At 59.8% G+C, this 16,971-nt stretch carries 20 protein-coding genes; 6 read left to right on the top strand and 14 right to left on the bottom strand.

Annotation, left to right across the window (positions count from 1 at the left end; translation table 11 throughout):
- The 6 genes from DEALK_RS01800 to DEALK_RS01825 form a co-directional block, all read right to left on the bottom strand.
- The gene (locus DEALK_RS01800) at nt 1-531 is read right to left on the bottom strand and encodes a hypothetical protein (RefSeq protein ID WP_133240227.1); all 531 of its coding nucleotides are present in this window, start codon (nt 529-531) and stop codon (nt 1-3) included.
- A gap of 45 nt (nt 532-576) precedes the next feature.
- On the bottom strand, nt 577-2,040 hold the full coding sequence (gene gltX / locus DEALK_RS01805) for a glutamate--tRNA ligase (protein WP_058438166.1): 1,464 nt from the start codon (nt 2,038-2,040) through the stop codon (nt 577-579).
- Between the two features lie 127 nt (nt 2,041-2,167).
- Nucleotides 2,168-2,686: an RDD family protein gene (locus DEALK_RS01810; RefSeq protein WP_058438168.1), complete on the bottom strand. Its 519-nt coding sequence runs from the start codon at nt 2,684-2,686 to the stop codon at nt 2,168-2,170.
- A gap of 65 nt (nt 2,687-2,751) precedes the next feature.
- A complete protein-coding gene (locus tag DEALK_RS01815; RefSeq protein ID WP_186007568.1) occupies nt 2,752-3,645 on the bottom strand; it encodes an RluA family pseudouridine synthase in 894 nt (297 codons plus the stop codon).
- A 3-nt stretch (nt 3,646-3,648) separates the two neighbouring features.
- Nucleotides 3,649-4,110, bottom strand: a complete 462-nt coding sequence (gene lspA, locus DEALK_RS01820; protein ID WP_058438170.1) for a signal peptidase II — start codon at nt 4,108-4,110, stop codon at nt 3,649-3,651.
- 4 nt (nt 4,111-4,114) lie between these two features.
- On the bottom strand, nt 4,115-4,486 hold the full coding sequence (locus DEALK_RS01825) for a TraR/DksA family transcriptional regulator (protein ID WP_058438172.1): 372 nt from the start codon (nt 4,484-4,486) through the stop codon (nt 4,115-4,117).
- A 200-nt stretch (nt 4,487-4,686) separates the two neighbouring features.
- Between DEALK_RS01825 and DEALK_RS01830 the strand changes: the two genes are divergently transcribed.
- Nucleotides 4,687-5,301: a YqaA family protein gene (locus DEALK_RS01830; protein ID WP_058438174.1), complete on the top strand. Its 615-nt coding sequence runs from the start codon at nt 4,687-4,689 to the stop codon at nt 5,299-5,301.
- Here DEALK_RS01830 and DEALK_RS01835 read toward each other — a convergent pair.
- Entirely contained in the window at nt 5,279-6,538 is a 1,260-nt protein-coding gene (locus DEALK_RS01835) for an MFS transporter (RefSeq protein ID WP_058438176.1), read from the bottom strand. The two genes, DEALK_RS01830 and DEALK_RS01835, sit on opposite strands and share 23 nt — an antisense overlap.
- A gap of 87 nt (nt 6,539-6,625) precedes the next feature.
- Here DEALK_RS01835 and uppS point away from each other — a divergent pair, with 87 nt between their 5' ends.
- From uppS to DEALK_RS01850, 3 genes are all read left to right on the top strand, one after another.
- Nucleotides 6,626-7,336: a polyprenyl diphosphate synthase gene (uppS, locus tag DEALK_RS01840; protein WP_058438178.1), complete on the top strand. Its 711-nt coding sequence runs from the start codon at nt 6,626-6,628 to the stop codon at nt 7,334-7,336.
- Between the two features lie 3 nt (nt 7,337-7,339).
- Nucleotides 7,340-8,134, top strand: a complete 795-nt coding sequence (locus DEALK_RS01845; protein WP_058438180.1) for a phosphatidate cytidylyltransferase — start codon at nt 7,340-7,342, stop codon at nt 8,132-8,134.
- A 364-nt stretch (nt 8,135-8,498) separates the two neighbouring features.
- Entirely contained in the window at nt 8,499-9,602 is a 1,104-nt protein-coding gene (locus DEALK_RS01850; protein ID WP_058438182.1) for an aminopeptidase, read from the top strand.
- A gap of 99 nt (nt 9,603-9,701) precedes the next feature.
- Here DEALK_RS01850 and DEALK_RS01855 read toward each other — a convergent pair whose 3' ends face one another.
- The 7 genes from DEALK_RS01855 to DEALK_RS01885 all read right to left on the bottom strand — a co-directional run bounded on the left by DEALK_RS01855 (nt 9,702) and on the right by DEALK_RS01885 (nt 15,117).
- Nucleotides 9,702-10,163: a zinc ribbon domain-containing protein gene (locus DEALK_RS01855; RefSeq protein WP_058438183.1), complete on the bottom strand. Its 462-nt coding sequence runs from the start codon at nt 10,161-10,163 to the stop codon at nt 9,702-9,704.
- A 26-nt stretch (nt 10,164-10,189) separates the two neighbouring features.
- Nucleotides 10,190-10,849, bottom strand: coding sequence for a zinc ribbon domain-containing protein (locus DEALK_RS01860; RefSeq protein ID WP_058438186.1), 660 nt, complete (start codon nt 10,847-10,849; stop codon nt 10,190-10,192).
- The gene (locus DEALK_RS01865) at nt 10,850-11,341 is read right to left on the bottom strand and encodes a zinc ribbon domain-containing protein (protein WP_058438187.1); all 492 of its coding nucleotides are present in this window, start codon (nt 11,339-11,341) and stop codon (nt 10,850-10,852) included. It abuts the gene before it with no gap.
- 3 nt (nt 11,342-11,344) lie between these two features.
- Nucleotides 11,345-12,835, bottom strand: coding sequence for a hypothetical protein (locus DEALK_RS01870; RefSeq protein WP_058438189.1), 1,491 nt, complete (start codon nt 12,833-12,835; stop codon nt 11,345-11,347).
- Nucleotides 12,836-12,921: 86 nt separating this feature from the next.
- On the bottom strand, nt 12,922-13,743 hold the full coding sequence (locus DEALK_RS01875; RefSeq protein ID WP_058438191.1) for a S1C family serine protease: 822 nt from the start codon (nt 13,741-13,743) through the stop codon (nt 12,922-12,924).
- A 13-nt stretch (nt 13,744-13,756) separates the two neighbouring features.
- On the bottom strand, nt 13,757-14,710 hold the full coding sequence (locus tag DEALK_RS01880) for a trypsin-like peptidase domain-containing protein (protein ID WP_058438193.1): 954 nt from the start codon (nt 14,708-14,710) through the stop codon (nt 13,757-13,759).
- 203 nt (nt 14,711-14,913) lie between these two features.
- Complete coding sequence (locus DEALK_RS01885; protein WP_058438196.1) at nt 14,914-15,117, bottom strand: hypothetical protein; 204 nt, start codon at nt 15,115-15,117, stop codon at nt 14,914-14,916.
- 146 nt (nt 15,118-15,263) lie between these two features.
- Between DEALK_RS01885 and gatB the strand changes: the two genes are divergently transcribed.
- Together gatB and secG are read left to right on the top strand one after the other, a co-directional pair.
- Nucleotides 15,264-16,739: an Asp-tRNA(Asn)/Glu-tRNA(Gln) amidotransferase subunit GatB gene (gene gatB, locus DEALK_RS01890; RefSeq protein WP_058440009.1), complete on the top strand. Its 1,476-nt coding sequence runs from the start codon at nt 15,264-15,266 to the stop codon at nt 16,737-16,739.
- Between the two features lie 3 nt (nt 16,740-16,742).
- Complete coding sequence (secG, locus tag DEALK_RS01895; protein WP_058438198.1) at nt 16,743-16,961, top strand: preprotein translocase subunit SecG; 219 nt, start codon at nt 16,743-16,745, stop codon at nt 16,959-16,961.
- Nucleotides 16,962-16,971: the final 10 nt, after the last annotated feature.

Below are 16,971 nucleotides of genomic sequence, written 5' to 3' on the forward strand. Positions count from 1 at the left end.
TTAAACCCGTCGCCTTAACTTTAGCGTCAAACCCTTTTGGGACGCAAGTTGGCTGAAAGTTTGCCTCAGGAGCGCTGTTCTGCCCTTCATTTCAGAGATCCTCGAAAGATCCTCCGATAGGTTCCCGAAAACTGCCTGAAGTTCGTCAAGCGGCAGCAGTTGTACCGCCAGGCAGAAAAATCCCTTGCTTCGGCCATCTTTGTATGTTGCCAGCAACTCGGCGAGGAAAGCCGCCCGCTCCTCTTGCAGCCGGGCAAACTTACTAATGCCCGCTTCACGGATGCGACGATGGTTGGCTGGCACCGGCAGGTATGAGATAAACGAATCAGCGGTGGCTGCGGCTTTGAATACCCGGTCAAGCCTGGCACAGCCCTGGGTCTCGGAACATTCGGCGCAACACTCCATACGGTGTTCCTTAACACAGCACCGCTGCACAGAGCAGCCCGGGTCGACAAGGCCTCGGCGGCACAGCGGGGCATCGCGACGGACCATCGGTATGGTAACGGGAACACAGTCCGCAATCCAGGCCACAGGCGCCGACTGCGGGAATCCGTTTGAATACCTGCGCTTCCGAGGTTACTCCGGCAACTCGTAGGTCTTGGCGATGGCTGATTTCAGACGTTTGGTTGTCCGCTCCCGCCCCAGCACCGCCATGGTCTGGAAAAGCGGCGGTGATACCGTTTGCCCGGTGACTGCCACCCGCAGGCAACCGAAGAGCTGTCCAGGTTTGAGCCTCAGTTCCTCGGCCAGAGCTCTGAGCGAGTTCTCCATAGCGTCGATAGTAAAGCTGTCGAGTGTCAACAGACGCTCGAGGGACGATTCGAGAGCCTGCCGCGTCGATATGGTGGTGAATCCTTTGCCAACCAGGTCGACAGCATGATATTCCAGGTTCTCGTAGAAAAAGAACCGGGTCAGTTCGGGCTGATCACGCAGTTCGCCCAGCTTCTTCACCCGCTCCTGGATAAGGGCCAGGACGCCCTTAAGATATTCCCTATCATATGCTGCCGCCTCCGGCACCCCAGCCTCCAAAAAAGGCTGCGCCCGGTCGGTGAATTCATCCAGTGGCAGCGCTCTGATGTAGGAGCCGTTCATCCAGTCCAGCTTCTCGATGTTGAAGATGGCCGCCGTCTTGGAAATGCGTTCCAGCGAGAAATTATCTATCACCGTTTTAACGTTCATAATCTCGGTGGTGGCGTCCAGCGACCAGCCGAGGAGAGATAAAAAGTTGACCATCGTCTCCGGCAGGTAGCCCTGGTCCTTGTATTCGATAATAGATACGGCGCCGTGGCGCTTGGACAGCTTCGAGCGGTCCGGGCCTAAAATCATCGGCAGATGGGCATAGACTGGCGGCTCGTAGCCCATGGCCTTATATAGTTGGATATGTTTGGGCGTGCTGGACAGCCATTCCTCGGCGCGCATGACATGGGAGATCTTCATCTCGTGGTCGTCGACAATATTGGCCAGGTGGTACGTCGGAAAGCCATCGCTCTTTAAGAGAACAAAGTCGTCGAGCAGTGAATTGTCGAAAGTCACCTCGCCGCGGATGACGTCGTAGAAGGTGGTCGTCCCCGTCAGCGGTACCTTGAAGCGCACCACCGGGGTGACGCCCGCGGGGCTGATATCGCACCTGTCGCGGCATTTACGGTCATAGCCGGTCGGTTGCTTGGCCGCCGTCTGGGCCGCCCGTACATCCTCAAGTCGCTCCAAGGAGCAGTAACAGCGGTAAGCGTGGCCACTCTCGATGAGCTTCTCCGCCGCCGCCCTGTACTTTTCCAGGCGCTGCGACTGGAAATAAGGTCCGTAAACGCCGTCCCTCTCCGGCCCTTCGTCCCAGTCCATGCCCAGCCAGCACAGGCCGTCCAGTATGGCTTCCACGGCGCCAGGGACGTAGCGCGCCTGGTCGGTGTCCTCAATCCGGACAATAAACTTACCGCTGTGGTGACGGGCGAATAACCAGTTGAACAGGGCGGTGCGGATGTTGCCCACATGTGGGTAGCCAGTGGGTGAAGGGGCATAACGGACTCGGACTGTATCGGTCATTTATTCCTCGATCCAATTCTGAAGCGCGTACTCCGGAAACCGAAACAAATCCCAATTCAACCTCGCACAAAGATCAATACATATTGAATATTCGGTCATTCGAGTATGTTTCGGATTTCGTATTTTACTATGCTGCTGCCGTCGGCGGGGCGGCGTGATTGACCTCGGCGACGGGCGGCAGTTTGATTACGACGGTATCGGCGATCTTATCATGCCAGCCCTGCTTGCGGGAATCGAAGGCAATCCAGACGAAGCCGAGGAATAAAGGTATGATCGAAACGATATAGCCGAGATAGCGGATCACGGCATGACCGGCATCGACGGCGGTGCCGTCGGAGCGGATAACTTTCATACCTAAAAGCATCATTCCCAGAGTCTGGCCGCGCCAAACCCAAAAGGCAGCGAAGTATGCTCCACTTAGGATGGCCGACATTACATTGGCCAGGGCGTTGGCCTGGGCAGCCCAGATAGTAGCGTCGAACGAAGTGTGGATTTCGAAAACCCGCCCGAAATCGGGCCACAGCAGCGGCTCAAAGAAGGCTGAGAAGGCGGCGATAACAAAGGCGTCCACGATGTAAGCGCCGAATCGGCGCCAAAATCCCGCGTATTCGAGCGCAATAGCGCCCTTGGTTTTAACTTCAGACATCGGGGTAGACAGCCTCCGGAACTCGAAGGGTGACATGGTATTATACAACGCACGGCGAACGATAGCTATACTAGGCGGGACAGCGGGGCGGCCAGGTCCGGCGGTAATTCCGAGGTGAACTCCAGAATCGCCCCGGTCGAGGGCTGCTTGAATTTAAGCCGGTGGGCGTGGACGAACTGGCGCGGGAAAATCTCCGACCGGACGCCGTAGGTTTCATCGCCGACAACCGGGTAACCAATGGCTGAAAAATGCACCCGTATTTGATGGGTTCGGCCGGTAAAGATGCGCACTTCGAGCAAGGTATAATGCCTGAAATATTTCGCGACGAGATACTGGCTTCGGGCTTCCCGGCCGGACTCGGTGACCGCCATCTTATTGCGAGTGCCAGGATGGCGGCCGATGGCGGCGTCAATAATCCCGGCTGTTGGTTCGACGCGTCCCTTGACCAGCACTAGGTAGACCTTAGTTACTTCCCTCCTCTTGAACTGATCGGAGAGGGCAGCCTGAGCGCGGCGCGAACGGGCTATGACCATCAGCCCGGAGGTGTCCTTGTCCAACCGATGAACGATGCCTGGTCGGTCGCCTTCGGCCTCACTCAGTTCCGGATACAGAGAGACAATGGCGTTCAAGAGGGTCCCGCCTGGGTGACCCGGAGCCGGGTGGGTTGTCAAGCCGGCTGGCTTGATGATGACCGCCAGGTCATTATCCTCATAGATTATTCGAAGCGGGATAGCTTCAGGGATGATGTCGCTGGGCGGCGGCGGCGGAATGGTTACCTCAATACAGTCCCCCGTTTTAACCAGGTGGGACGGCTTGACCTGTCTGCCATTTAAAGTGATCTGCCCACCTTCAATAAGCGCGCGTACCCGAACACGGGGAAGCTCCGGGTCTTTTTCAGAGACGAATTTGTCCAACCGGAGACCGCCGGTCTCTGCGACTAATTCCAGATGGCGGTCCAAATCCTACCGGCCCCCTGGGGTGGATTCTGAACGAATGTAGAGGAATGTGATTAGCAACATGCCGGTGACCATGGAAGCGTCGGCGATATTGAATGCCGGCCACGGACCTGCTTTTAGGAAATCGGTCACGAAGCCATAGTATACCCTGTCGATCAGGTTGCCAAGCGTACCACCGGCGGCAAGGCCCAGCGCCAGACTGCCCCAGGTATTCTCAAGAAAAAAGAAACGTTTAGACACCACCACCCAGACGATCACAGCGAGGGCAATTGAACTGAACACCGCGAGATAGGGAGTGGCGTTTTCAAATATCCCGAATGCAGCGCCGGTGTTCTGGGTATGAACTAACCGGAAAAAACCCGCGTCCGGAATGGAGTCGTACAGCGCGATATTTGAGCGAACCAGATGCTTAGTTAGCTGATCCAGCGCTACTGTTACAAACGCCACCAGTGGCACAATGATGGGCAATCGGTTAAGCCGACCGGTTGAGTTTGCCCTTACAGACGACACAGTACTTGGCATATGGCAGGATCTCCATGCGCGCCGGGTCGATAACTTGGCCGCAGTTCTCGCAACGGCCGAAGACGCCTTTTTCAAGCTTGCCAAGGGCATAGTCGACCTCGGCCATCTGGTCAAGGACGCGCTTCTCCAGTGCCAGCCGGTTCTCCAGATCAGCGGTTTCGGTAGCCTCCTCCTCACGCTTGCCAAACGGTGAGCCTTCGCGGCGATCTTCCTGCGGCCTGGTAGCCCGCAGTGCCTCCAACTGGTCCGAGAGCCGCTGGTATTCACCTTTCAGCCTCGTCCTAAGGTTGTCGAAGTTATATTCTTTATTCTCTGTCGCCATCGTAAAAACCCCTTACGGAAATCCCTCCAGATAACACTTGACTGCGGCTGCGCGCCGCTTCCGGACAATTTTTGGAATCCCGGCTGCGAGGTACGCTAATACAAACCGCAAACGCCGGTACTGTTTAGTGTAGCCTATCAGACACCTGTTGGCAACATTACTAAAGCGCCTGACAGCCACTATGCTACAATGTCAGCCTGATGGCCGATAATACCGACCTTACGCCGCCCCCGGAACTGGAACCTGCTCGCGGCAGCTGGGTCAAGCGCCGCCTGCTGCCGGTTCTGTCTCTTGCTGCCGTGATAACCATTGTCGGGACAGTCCTCTATATTTATCGCACCAATCCCGAATTCATTGAAAATCTGGAGGAATATGGCTACCTCGGTGCTTTCCTTATCAGCATGATTCTTAACGCTACCGTGGTACTGCCGGCAGGTAATTTCCTGGTATTGGCAGCGCTGGGGGCTGCACTGCCGGCACCAACCCTGGTCGGCCTGGCTGCCTCCCTGGGTGCTGCGGTGGGTGAGATGACGGGCTATCTGGCTGGTTACTCCGGCCGCGCTGTAGTGCCGCAGAATAGCCGCTGGTACGCTCGTATCCGTAACTGGCTGGACCGCTACGGCATGTTAGCTATTTTCGGGCTGTCAGCGGCCCCGCTTTTATTTGACGTGGCCGGGCTGGCTGCCGGGGTTATGCGTTTCCCGGCGCCAAAATTCTTTGTCGCCTGCTTTCTCGGCCGCAGCCTGCTATATATCATGCTGGCCTGGGCAGGGGCATTAGGCTGGGAACAGGTCATCGACTGGCTGGCGTCCTAGTCTTTTTAATCAACAGGCCGCCCAGGATAAAATATACGAGACAGGCTCCAAGCATAATCTGGTAGCCGAGATTGACCTCCACCCGGTTGAAGTGGTCAATAGCCGGACCGATTAATCGAGCCAGGGCGGCGCCCCCCGCCGTAGCCATATTAGCGATCGCCAGATAGCGGGCTTCCTCCCCTTTCAAAACCAGGTCCGTTGCTAATGCCCAATTGGCGACGCTGAAAGTGCCGATAGCATAGCCTGTCATACCGGCAGCGATCATAACTGTGGTCGATGAAGGCGACAGCAGCAACAGGATTACTCCCCCGGCGCCGAGAACCACTGCGGCTTGCGACAGCCAGATCTTCCCGTATCGGTCAGCCAGATAACCAGCCGGAAAGATCGCCAGTCCCATCGAGATACCGGCAACGATAATGAAAGCTGCGGCTGAACCGGCCGGATTTTCAACTCCGATAACGTCCCTGAGGTAGAAAAGGGCGAAGGTCTGCAAGGTGGCCGACGCCATGAACACAAAAAGCCGGGATCCAAGAAACCAGCCGAACGACGGATTGTCCTTCGGGCTGAAACGATATGACAGAAGCGGATTCCGGAATGGCGCCAACGAGCCAGCCGTGGGCGTTTCCTTGAGTCTCAACCATAAATACCCCAATATTGCGGCGATAATAAGTGACAAAACCGCCAGCGAGTCCCATAAGCCGCTCTGATTGGCCGTGGTATAGCCTGACATTAGACGGCCGATAATGAAGATGCCAAATGCGCCGCCTAAAAGCTCCATCAAGGCTTTGAAGGAGGAGGCGCGACCGCGCCGGTCGAGCGGCACTAGTTCCGGAAGGTATGCCTGATATGGGCCTTGGGCAGTGTTAGCCGCTAATTGGATCAGGCAGTAGAAAAGGAAAAGTCCGGCAAAGCTCCCAGCCAAGCCGATCCCCGGTAAAAGCACCATGACCGCAACTCCGCCAGCCATGACGTAAGGTTTCCGCCGGCCCCAGCGGGACGAGGTTGAATCCGAAAACGCGGCGGCAACCGGTTGAGACAGCATAGCCAGGACCAACCCTGTGAAGGTAACCGCAGCCAGGGCGGTATTCTTGCCGGCTTCTCCGGCAAAATCCAGTACCCGGAGCGGCAGAAGGATTGCGTGTGAGCTCTGTGAAAGGGCGGCCAATCCCAAGCTAAGCACGGTTATTTTGAAATAGTCCGGCAGCTTGATCACCGGCCGCAGTCTTGGCAGGTTCATCGGCAAAGCTTAACAGAGAGTGTAATTTTTCTCAACGAATGCGATAACCTTGCTGATAGAAGCTCATACGCTTACAATAACGCCTTGATGATACCCTCGCCTGAGTTCCCGGGGTCTGTCCCACGCCATGTCGCCCTGATTATGGACGGCAACGGCCGCTGGGCTACTGCCCGCGGCCTGCGGCGTCTGGAAGGCCACCGGGCCGGGCTGGAAAAAGTGTCTGAGGTAGTGCTGGGCATGGCCGAGGCCGGCGTTGAGTTTGTAACTCTCTTCTCTTTTTCAACTGAAAACTGGAAGCGCCCCAGGGACGAGGTCGCCGGCATACTGAAGCTGCTGGCCGAAGCGCTGGAACGCACCGCCGGCGAGTTGGACGACCGTAATGTTTCCATCCGCCATCTTGGACGGCTCGACCGGCTGGCCTTGCCGCTGCGCCAGGGCGTCGAACGGGTCGTGACGCGGACCGCGGCCAACACCGGCGCCGTTGCCTCCTTCGCCTTCGACTACGGCGGCCGGGCTGAGATCGTCGAGGCGGCGCGCCGGGTGGTAACTGACAAGATCGATGCCCATTCGATCGATGAGACGGTCTTCGGGAAATACCTTCATACCTCCGGACTGCCCGATGTCGACCTGCTGGTGCGCACCGGAGGCGAGAAACGCCTCTCCAACTTCCTGCTGTGGCAGTCTGCCTACGCCGAGCTGTATTTTACCGATACCCTGTGGCCTGATTTCGGCCGCGAGGAAGCCAGCAAAGCGCTGGCGGAATACGCCAAACGACAGCGCCGCTTCGGGGGTCTTTAAGACTTGCTTAAGAAACGACTTGTCTCAGGTGTCTTGTTAGGCATTATCGCCCTGGCGGCTATCTGGTTCGACGAACCGCTGCCCTGGCTGACCATCGGCGCGGCAATCTGGGGCGTCATGGCCATCGCCGAATTCAACCGCGTCGTGTCCCAGGTCAAGGCGCCGCCTTTCGCCGCCATCGGGACTATCGGCGTGGTGCTGTTTATTGCCTCGCCGCATGTCGAGGGCAGCCTGGCGCCGCTGCTGGCCGGCTTTACCGCGCTGTCGCTGCTGTACCTGTTGAAACCCGGCGACCGGTCTCAAAGCTTCGTCCGCTGGGCCTGGACTCTGGCCGGGGTGATTTACGTCGGCTGGCTGCTTTCCTTCCTGCCGGCGCTGCGGCTGCTTGAGAGCGGCCGGGAATGGTTGCTCTTCGCCATCGGCGTTACGGTGGCCTCGGATACCTTCGCCTATTTTATCGGGCGGGCGACAGGCCGCCACAAAATGGCGCCGTCGATCAGCCCGGGCAAGAGTTGGGAAGGCGCCTTCGCCGGAGCTATCGCCGCGGTGATAACCGCCGTCATCTTGAAACCGGTCCTCGGGCTGACGCCGGATTATCTCACCCTGGGCCTGCTGGGGCTCCTGGCTTCCGCCGTCGGACAGGCCGGAGACCTGGTGGAGTCCCTGTTCAAGCGCAATATGGCCATCAAGGACTCCGGCAACGCCATCCCCGGCCACGGCGGCTTCCTGGACAGAATGGACTCGGTGGTGTTTGCCGTCATGCTGGTTTATTACTACGTGGTGGTGTTCGCGGCCTAGCCGGACTGTCATTTGATTTACCCCTAAATATTCTTCTTTTCCGGAAACGATTGCTCTTTGCCGCGTTGGCGGCTCGATTGGGAGTCGTTTATCGATCGCTTTGAAACAACCCCGATCGGCTTCCGAGGACAAAATTCTTCCCCTGGCAGCCAGGTACATAGTCTGAGCGCATGACAGGCATTATAGCACATGTGTTCAGAGCCGAGGTCAAGCGAGTTTTGTCGTTTTTGGCGGCATATTTTATTATGTTGAGTACCTGAAGCGCGGATTTGAGATTGCTTCGTCCCGGCGCCGCCGGTGACTCGCAAAGACGTTTGGCTGCAGTGCTATAATCTCGGCGATAGTGTTAAAAAGGAGAGTCCACATGCAAGACCCCCGCGTTGAAAAACTGGCTGACCTGCTGGTCAACTACTCCGTTGCCGTGAAAAAGGGCGACCGAGTGGCGATTTTCGCCCCTGACGCCGCCCGGCCACTGGCCGATGCCCTATTCGTCGAAACCCTGAAGGCCGGCGGCTTTCCCATCGCCATGGCCTGGCCGGCGCAAACGGCGGAACTGCTCTTCAAATACGGGACTAGAGAGCAGATCGAGTATGTCCATGAACCGATGGCGCACATCACTGAAAAATACGACGTCCGCATCTCGGTGCTGGCGGAGGAGAACACCCGCCACCTTTCCCGCGTCGACCCGCAGAAGATGACCTGGCACTCCGCAGCGCGCCGACACCTGGTGAAGACGATGATGCAGCGGTCCGCCGCCGGAGAATTCCGCTGGACGGTCGCGCCCTACCCGACCAACGCCATGGCCCAGGACGCCGACATGAGCCTTTCGGACTACGCCGATTTTCTGTTCGGCGCCTGCATGCCCGACCTGTCGGACCCGGTCGGCTACTGGAAAAAATTCTCGGCCGACCAGCAGCGGGTCGTCGACTGGTTGAAAGGCAAGAAAACGGTGCATATCACCGCCCCGGAAACCGACATCAAATTCAGCATCGAAGACCGGTCCTGGGTCAACTGCGACGGCAAGCGGAACATGCCCGACGGAGAGGTCTTCACCGGGCCGGTGGAGGACTCCGCCGAGGGGCGCGTCTACTTCTCCTACCCGGCCATTCACCAGGGACACGAGATCACCGGTGTCCGGCTGTGGTTCGAAAAGGGCAAGTGCGTCCGGGCGACAGCCGAAAAAAACGAGGACTACCTCAATAAAATCCTCGACACCGACGCCGGGGCGCGCTGCCTGGGAGAACTGGCCATCGGCACCAATAAAGGCATCAAGTCTTTCACCCGCGAGATTCTCTTCGATGAAAAGATCGGCGGCAGCTTCCACATGGCCTTAGGCGCCGGCATACCGGAGACCGGGTCCAAGAACGAGAGCGCCATCCACTGGGACATGGTCTGCGACCTGCGGCAAGGCGGGCAGATCACGGTGGACGGGAAATTGCTGTATAAAAACGGGGAGTTCGTGATTTAACTGATAACCCAGGTGGGATGTTCCCACCAGTGGGATTATCCCACCCGCGCCTACGGGCGGAGTTGCTGTTCGTGATTTAGCTGAAGTATTCCGGTGATGTTACTCAAAACTGAAATCGGAGAACGAAAAGCCGGATTCGGCCATATCCAGGACGATTACCACGCCGACCCATATCAGGGTAACCAAAAAACCCAGCGCCAGCATTTTGCGCGCCGTCGAAGGATTGGTCCCGGTAGCCGCTGCCCAGGCGATGATACCGCCCAGCCAGCCGAAAAGGACCGGCAGTACCCATAGGGCGCCCGGCGGTTTGCCTGCCGCGGGTTTAGCCGGCACCGCGCCCGCCGGGGTGGCGGGCTGAGCCGCAGGCGCCCCCATGGCAGAACCGCAGCCCTCGCAGAATTTACTGCCGGCCGGATTAGGCGTGCCGCAGCGCTGGCAATAGACCCGAACTGGAGCAGGCGCCGCCGGAGTTACCGGACGGGCTACGGCCAAAGAAGCTCCGCAGACGCCGCAAAAGCGGGACCCTGCTTCATTGGCGCCGCCGCATTTGGGACACCGCATCTCTAGAACCCCCCGATTCATACTACTCAGCGTAACGAACGGCCGCACCGGTTGCAGAAGCTCTGACCGGGTGAAGCCGTGTTGCCGCAGGCCGGGCAGGCGGTTCCGGCGGCCGCCGCCGCCAGTGATCGGCCGCAGGCGCCGCAGAATTTTCGCCCGGGCGCGTTGGCCGAGCCGCAGGCCGGACAGGCCGAAGCCGCCCTGATACCAGCCGGATGACCGGACGCTGAAACCATCATCCGCCTCGCCAGCAGGGTGCCGTTCATGCCGACGGCGATACCGGTGGCCAGGTAAACGGAGGATAACCCGTAAGCGGCGATAGTGTCCTGGCCGAGCATTGCCAGAAGCTGGGTCGCGCTGAAGGACAGCCCCCAGATCAACAGATAGAAAACGGACCTTTTTGCCGTCACCCTGTCGCCGGAGACATCAAGTTTGGTGGTGAAGCCCTGGAAGGCGCCCCCGGCCAGGCCGGCAGCGAGCAGCGCCAGCGAAAGCGTGGTCGGCTCGCCAATATCGAGCAGGAACCGGTACAGCACCAGGAATGCGGCGGAGAAGACAACCTGGAGAAGCAGACCCAAGGCCACGAGAGGCCGCGGCTTGCCGATGGTGCGGACCATGGCGAAGACCGACAGCAGCACCAGCGGCACCGAGATATAGCCTGCAATCATAAGAACGGTATCGAGCACCTATTGCCTCCCGGTCCCGCAGGCGTTGCAGAATTTAGCCGCCGCAGCCACAGGCTGCCCGCAGCGGCGGCAGTAGACGATCCTGGAGCCATCGGCTGGTAAAGCCGAAGCGGCGGCGACCGGAGCGCCGCAGTTCAGGCAGAATTTGGATCCGGCGGGCACCTTTACGCCGCAGCGGGCGCAGCCCTGCGGCTGTCCGATCCGCTGAAAATAATCGTGCCAGCCTTTTAATGCGGTAGGGGTCAGCCTGCTGTCCGGCTCGCCGGCCAGCCACCGGCCGCCGTCCAGCCGGTACCAGCGGCCGGTGCGGGCGCCGATGGTCCAGACCCGCTGGCGTTCATCGTAAAACCGGAAGGCTTTCATGCCTTCAGTGAACTGGCGGAAGGTTATCCGGCCTTCACGATGGACGGCGCAGAAAAAATAGAAAAGCTCGAACGCCTCCAGCGGATGGAGTGACGGCGGTTCAGGGATTCTGGAATCCGTCTGCGCCATGGCCTACCTGCTCTTGATCCTGTTGTACATATCCATAAACTCGTTGACCTGAGCCGGATTGCTCCTGTCCGGCGGCCCGTCATGTTTCTGGAAGAATTCGGCATAGGCCTGATGGGCAGCGTCGTCTTTCTTGACGCCAGCCAGCAGCTCCGCCGCGGCACCGGCATCGGGGGTCCGGTTGTCGAAAACGGCCAGCGGGGCTCCGGACAGGTCGCGGGTAACATTACCGGGCAAACCTTTAACATTTTCTACCGCCGGCGTAATAAGCTGGTTGGCCTGGCGGACAAATCTTATAGCTGCTTTGCCGTTGTCAGCGACGACTTCCCGCTCCACCTGCTGGATCAACTGCTCTGGGGTCTGGCCTAGGGCCCGGGTCAACTCGGCGCCGCTGCCGAACACGCCCTGCCGTATCCGGCGGCCGCCCTCCTGTTCCAACTCTGTCTGCCGCCTGACCTGTTCCGGGGGATCGCCCTCACCCCAGGGAGCGTGGCGTTTGACGTTTTCCCACCAGTCGCTGAGGCGTTTGTCCCAGGGGTCTTTATTGGTCAGCGATTCAAAAATCTGGGGCCGCGTCGTCGGCGGCTCTGCCCTGTTGGCATCCCGGAGTTCCCGGTATTTATCCCATGCCCGCTTGATGTCGTCGATCACATCCTGAAGATTGCCGCCGGCTACCATGACGCCGTCAGCCGGGTCTTCCGGCGGCGGGATTTCGGCGATCTCGATCGGCGGGCGGAGTTCCGGCGGCAGCGTTTCCGGGACGTAGTCCGGCACAATACGATCGTCAATGGCCTCCGGCGATGCGATCATGGACTCTTCATTTTCTTCCGGCCACGGCGCCGGTTCTGTTTCGGCGGAACCGCCGCCGCGTTCGATCCGGTTCAGAAGGAGCGCCGTCCCGCCGGCCAGCGCCGAACCGGCCAGCCCGGCGGCGGCCGCCGCGCCGGCCGCGCCGAAGCCCCCGGCGAGGTCCTGGGCGAGATCGTTACTGGAAATATCGTTGCCGTCGGTATGATGCCAAACCGCGGCCTGGGCGTCCGAACCGAAACTCTCCGCCCGATTGATATTCCTCAGCGTCTGCAGCAGGCTGCCGGTGGCGAAACCGCCGGCGGTGAAGACATCGGAACTCCGCGGGCCGGAGTCGTGCTGTTCGCCGCAAAAGGCGATGATGAGACTCTGGCTGCTGCCGGGGGGAACTGAAATTGTCTCGGCGCCGGCGGTATACATCGTCTGAACGCCGGCATTCTGCGGCAGCAGCGCCAGGCCGATGGGGACCTTCACAGTAAGCGGGGCGCCGGTGCTGTTGGAAAAGGTGGCGCGAATCGACTGGCCGTAGTAGCCCTGACCGGAACCGTTGACGACTACGCTCAGTCCGGGGACGGCCCCGTTCATGACATCGTGGAGTTCGTAGTCAGCGGCGGAAAGCGAAACGGGAAGAACTGAAAAAAGGGCGAGGATAAATAACGCAACCAGCAATATTGGAGCCAGGCGCTTCAATTCGGCGCTCCTGATATCGGCTTGGCTCTACTTTATGCCCGCGATGAGCGGTTGTCAATACTCTATTTCGAGACGACCAGCAGGTGTCAGCCGATCCCGGCCAGCAGCGAAGCCGCGGCGTCAACGGGAATGTAGAGGTAAATGCCATCCGCCTGCGCCAGCGAGGCGACGGCCACCAGCCGGCCGTCCAGGGTGAACAGACCGCCGCCGCCGCTGCCGGGGCCGATGTCAGCATCGCTTTGAACGAAATAGTAGTCAGCGGCGGTGCGCAGCGCCGAAACGATGCCGACGGTGAAAGTGGCGGGACCGTCCAGTTCCGGGCTCAGCGGGAAGCCGGCGGCGATTACCGTCTGGGCGACGGACAGGGTATTGATCGAACCAACAGGCGCCGCCGGGAAATCGGTCCGGGTCGTCGTCATTTTCAGCAAAGCCAGATTGGCGGCGGTGTTTGAGGCAACGATCGTTGCCTGGAACTGCTCCCCGGTGCTCAGGGTGACGGTGATCGAACCGGCGCCGCTGACGGCGTGCAGGACGGTCAGGACGTAGCCGCTGGACCTGACGATCACCCCGGAACCGTAGCCCCTGAGGCCGGGGCCGGTGGCATTGAGCTTGACCACCGAAGGCTTGATGGCCTGCATCACGGTGTTGAATTCAGCCTGAGCCGCTCCGGAACCCTGCGCCAACTGATTGACGGCCGCCCGAAGCGACAGCAGCGACGCCGCGCTTTGAGCCTGCGCCGCGGTCAGGGCGTCAATCTGGGTTTTGACCGCATCGTTGGCGGTCACCAGCGAAGCGATTTGCGACTGGTCGGCCTGAAGCTGGCTGCCGGCATCGGCCCGCAACAGGGCGATGCCCCCGTTAGCCAGGATTACGACGGCGATGATGGCGGCGGCGACGGCGTTTTTCATATCTTACTGCCCGCTAACCCACGGCGCTCTGGATCAGCGCTTTGACCGCGTCGATGGGGATGGAGGCGTTAATTCCGGTGGCGAATCCGTAGGCCGGAATGCCGATGAGCTCCCCGTTCAAATTGAACAGGCCGCCGCCGGAGTTGCCCGGATTTATATCGGCGTCCATTTGAATGTAATCAAGCCTGACATTGGGATTATCGGTATTGGCGGAAGGCAGGTTGCGAATGGCTGAAACGATGCCGGCGGTGAAGGACGCCGGGCCGAACTGGGCGTTGCCGAACAGGTCAGACCCCAGCGGGAAGCCGCAGGTTAGCACCTGCTGGCCGATGACCACCCCGGCCGACGAGCCGAGGGCGGCGAAGGGAAAGTCGGTACGGGTGGTGTTCAGCCGGAGCACCGCGGCATCCAGGTCGGCGTTCGAGTTGATCAGGGTGGCGCTGAAGGATTCGCCGGTTTTCAAAGTGACCCGGATGGAGGTGGCGCCGCTGATGACGTGCTGGTTGGTCAGCACGAAGCCGTTGGGTCTGATGATGGTGCCGGAGCCGGTGCCGGCGCCGGTGCGCCCGGAGGCTTCGATATAAACGGTGTAGGGCTCAATTTTCCTGGCCGCGGCGGTGAAATCGGTAGAGGAAGCCGGGGGCGGCGCCGTCGTGCCCAGGCCGGCGACTGTCTGCTGCAAGGCCGCCAGGTCAGCCTGAAGCGACGAGGCCCCGGCCTGCGCCTGGCTGAGGGATGTCTGCAGGGCGGCGTTCTGGGTGTTCAGCGCCGAGAGGTCGGCGCCGGCCTGGTCCAGGCTGTCTTGTTCCTGCAGCCAGAGGGCGCCGTTGACACCGGTGCCGATAAGGAGAATGGCCAGCAGCAGCGAGACAAGCCAGCCGCCGCCTGATTTTTTCGGCGGCGCCGCAACGCCGGAAGGCCCCGGCCGGTAGTAACTATCCTGAGGGGCGGAGGGCACCGTTTCCATGCGAGCATCCTTTCAGGGCTACGGGGCATAACCCGACCTTATTACGGTAGCACCTTTTTATTATGCCTCAAAATGATGAAGGAATTATGTAGTGGACCTTATTGTAGGGATAATTAGTGCAATCTCAACCTTGCCGCTTTGATCGGAAGACAAAAAGCGGCCTCGCATTCTGACGCCGGTCAGGTTGGGGAGATTTCCAGAACTTATTGCATGCTCTCCTTCCTGCTTTCCAATTCCGCCACCTGCCGCTTGAGTGCGTCAATCTCGGTCTGCAATTCCTGGTTTTCCCGCGCTTGCCGGTTTAAAAGGTTTTTTCTACGAATAAACAGTCCAGCTAACACAATCGGAAAAATCATCAGCGCGACAACTATAGCCATAATCAGTATTTCTACAAACCCGATTCGCATCATCGCCTCCGGTTATTATTGCTAACGTTGTTCCCGGATGATAACACTCGAGTCTCAATATGGCAATACTTCTTTACCTCTTTACCCCGTTAGTAACGGCCGTTGCCCGCCCCATCTGCCCCTGCTATACTTACAAGGTTAATTTCATGACGAACGCCACAACCAACAAATACGAGACGGTCATCGGGCTGGAGGTCCACGCGCAGCTGGCCACGGCCAGCAAGATGTACTGCCGCTGCGCCTCCGACTATGCCGACGCCCCGCCGAACAGCCGCGTCTGCCCGGTGTGCCTCGGCGCTCCCGGCGTCCTGCCGGTGATAAACAAAAAGGCCGTGGAGTTCACCATGCTGACGGCGCTGGCTTTGAACTGCACCATCGCGCCGCATTCAAAGTTCGACCGCAAGAACTATCCCTACCCGGACCTGATGAAGGGCTATCAGATTTCCCAGTACGACGAGCCCATCGGCCGCCAGGGCTGGGTAGACGTTACCGCCGACGGGCGGACCCGGCGCATCGGCATCACCCGCGTCCACCTCGAGGAGGACGTGGCCAAGCTGCTCCACCGCGACGAGATCGGCGGGCCGGGCTATTCCCTGGTTGACGTCAACCGCTCCGGCGTGCCGCTGATGGAGATCGTCTCGGAGCCTGACATGCGCACCCCGGAAGAAGCGCGGCAGTACCTTCAAAAATTACGTTCGATCCTCCGTTACCTCGGCGTGTCAGTGGCCAACATGGAGGAGGGCTCTTTCCGCTGCGACGCCAACATCTCGCTGCGGCCGCGCGGCGAGACCGGGTTCAACCCCAAGGTGGAAGTCAAAAACATGAACTCCTTCCGCGCCGTGTTCCGGGCGCTGGAATACGAGGAAAAACGGCAGGCCAGGGACTATGACGCGGGCGTCCGCATCAGGCAGGAGACCCGGGGCTGGGTTGACGATAAAGACGAAACCGTCTCGCAGCGGAGCAAGGAGTTCGCCCACGACTACCGCTACTTCCCGGAGCCGGATTTGCCGCCGCTGGAGTTCGACGATAAATGGATCGCCAGGATCCGCGCCAGCCTGCCGGAGCTGCCCGAGGCGCGGCAAGCCCGGTTCATGACCGACTACCAGCTTTCCGAATACGATGCCTCGCTGCTGACCGCCGCCCGCGACATCGCCGACTATTTCGAGAGCGTCCTGTCCGCCGATATGAAGCTCTCCCCCAAGGACGCCGCCAACTGGGTAGCGGGCGAGGTTTCCCGCATCATCAACGCCGCCGGTATCGACATCGCCGCTTTTGCCGAAAAGGTGCCGGCCGCGGCGCTGGCCGGGCTGATCACCGCGACGGGCAGGGGTACGGTTAACACCGCCACCGCCAAGACCGTCCTCGACGAGATGTGGCGAACGGGCAAAGGCGCCGAGGCGATCATCGCCGAGAAAGGCCTGGCTCAGATCTCCGACGACGCCGCCATCGCGGCCATGGCGGCTCAAATCATCGCCGATAACCCGACCGCCGTCGCCGACTACAAAGCCGGCAAGGAGCAGTCGCTGAAATTCCTGGTCGGCCAGTTGATGAAGCTGTCCAAGGGGCGCGCCAATCCGGCTGCCGCTTCTGATATAATTCTTACGAAACTCAAAGAAGGATAAGAAATGCTGACCTTTTTATTGATTGCGCAAATCGTCGTGGCGGTAACCCTCGGCCTGTCGACCCTGCTGCAGGTCAAAGGCGGCGGGCTGGGGGGCATCTTCGGCCAGGCCGATACCGTCTTCCGCACCAAGCGAGGCGTTGAAAAAACCCTCTTCCAGATGACCATTGTCCTGGTCGTCCTGCTGGTGCTCATCTCAATCTGGGTCCTCTTAATCATCTGACGCCGGGGCG

This window comes from Dehalogenimonas alkenigignens (assembly GCF_001466665.1).
Classification (GTDB): Bacteria; Chloroflexota; Dehalococcoidia; order Dehalococcoidales; family Dehalococcoidaceae; genus Dehalogenimonas; species Dehalogenimonas alkenigignens.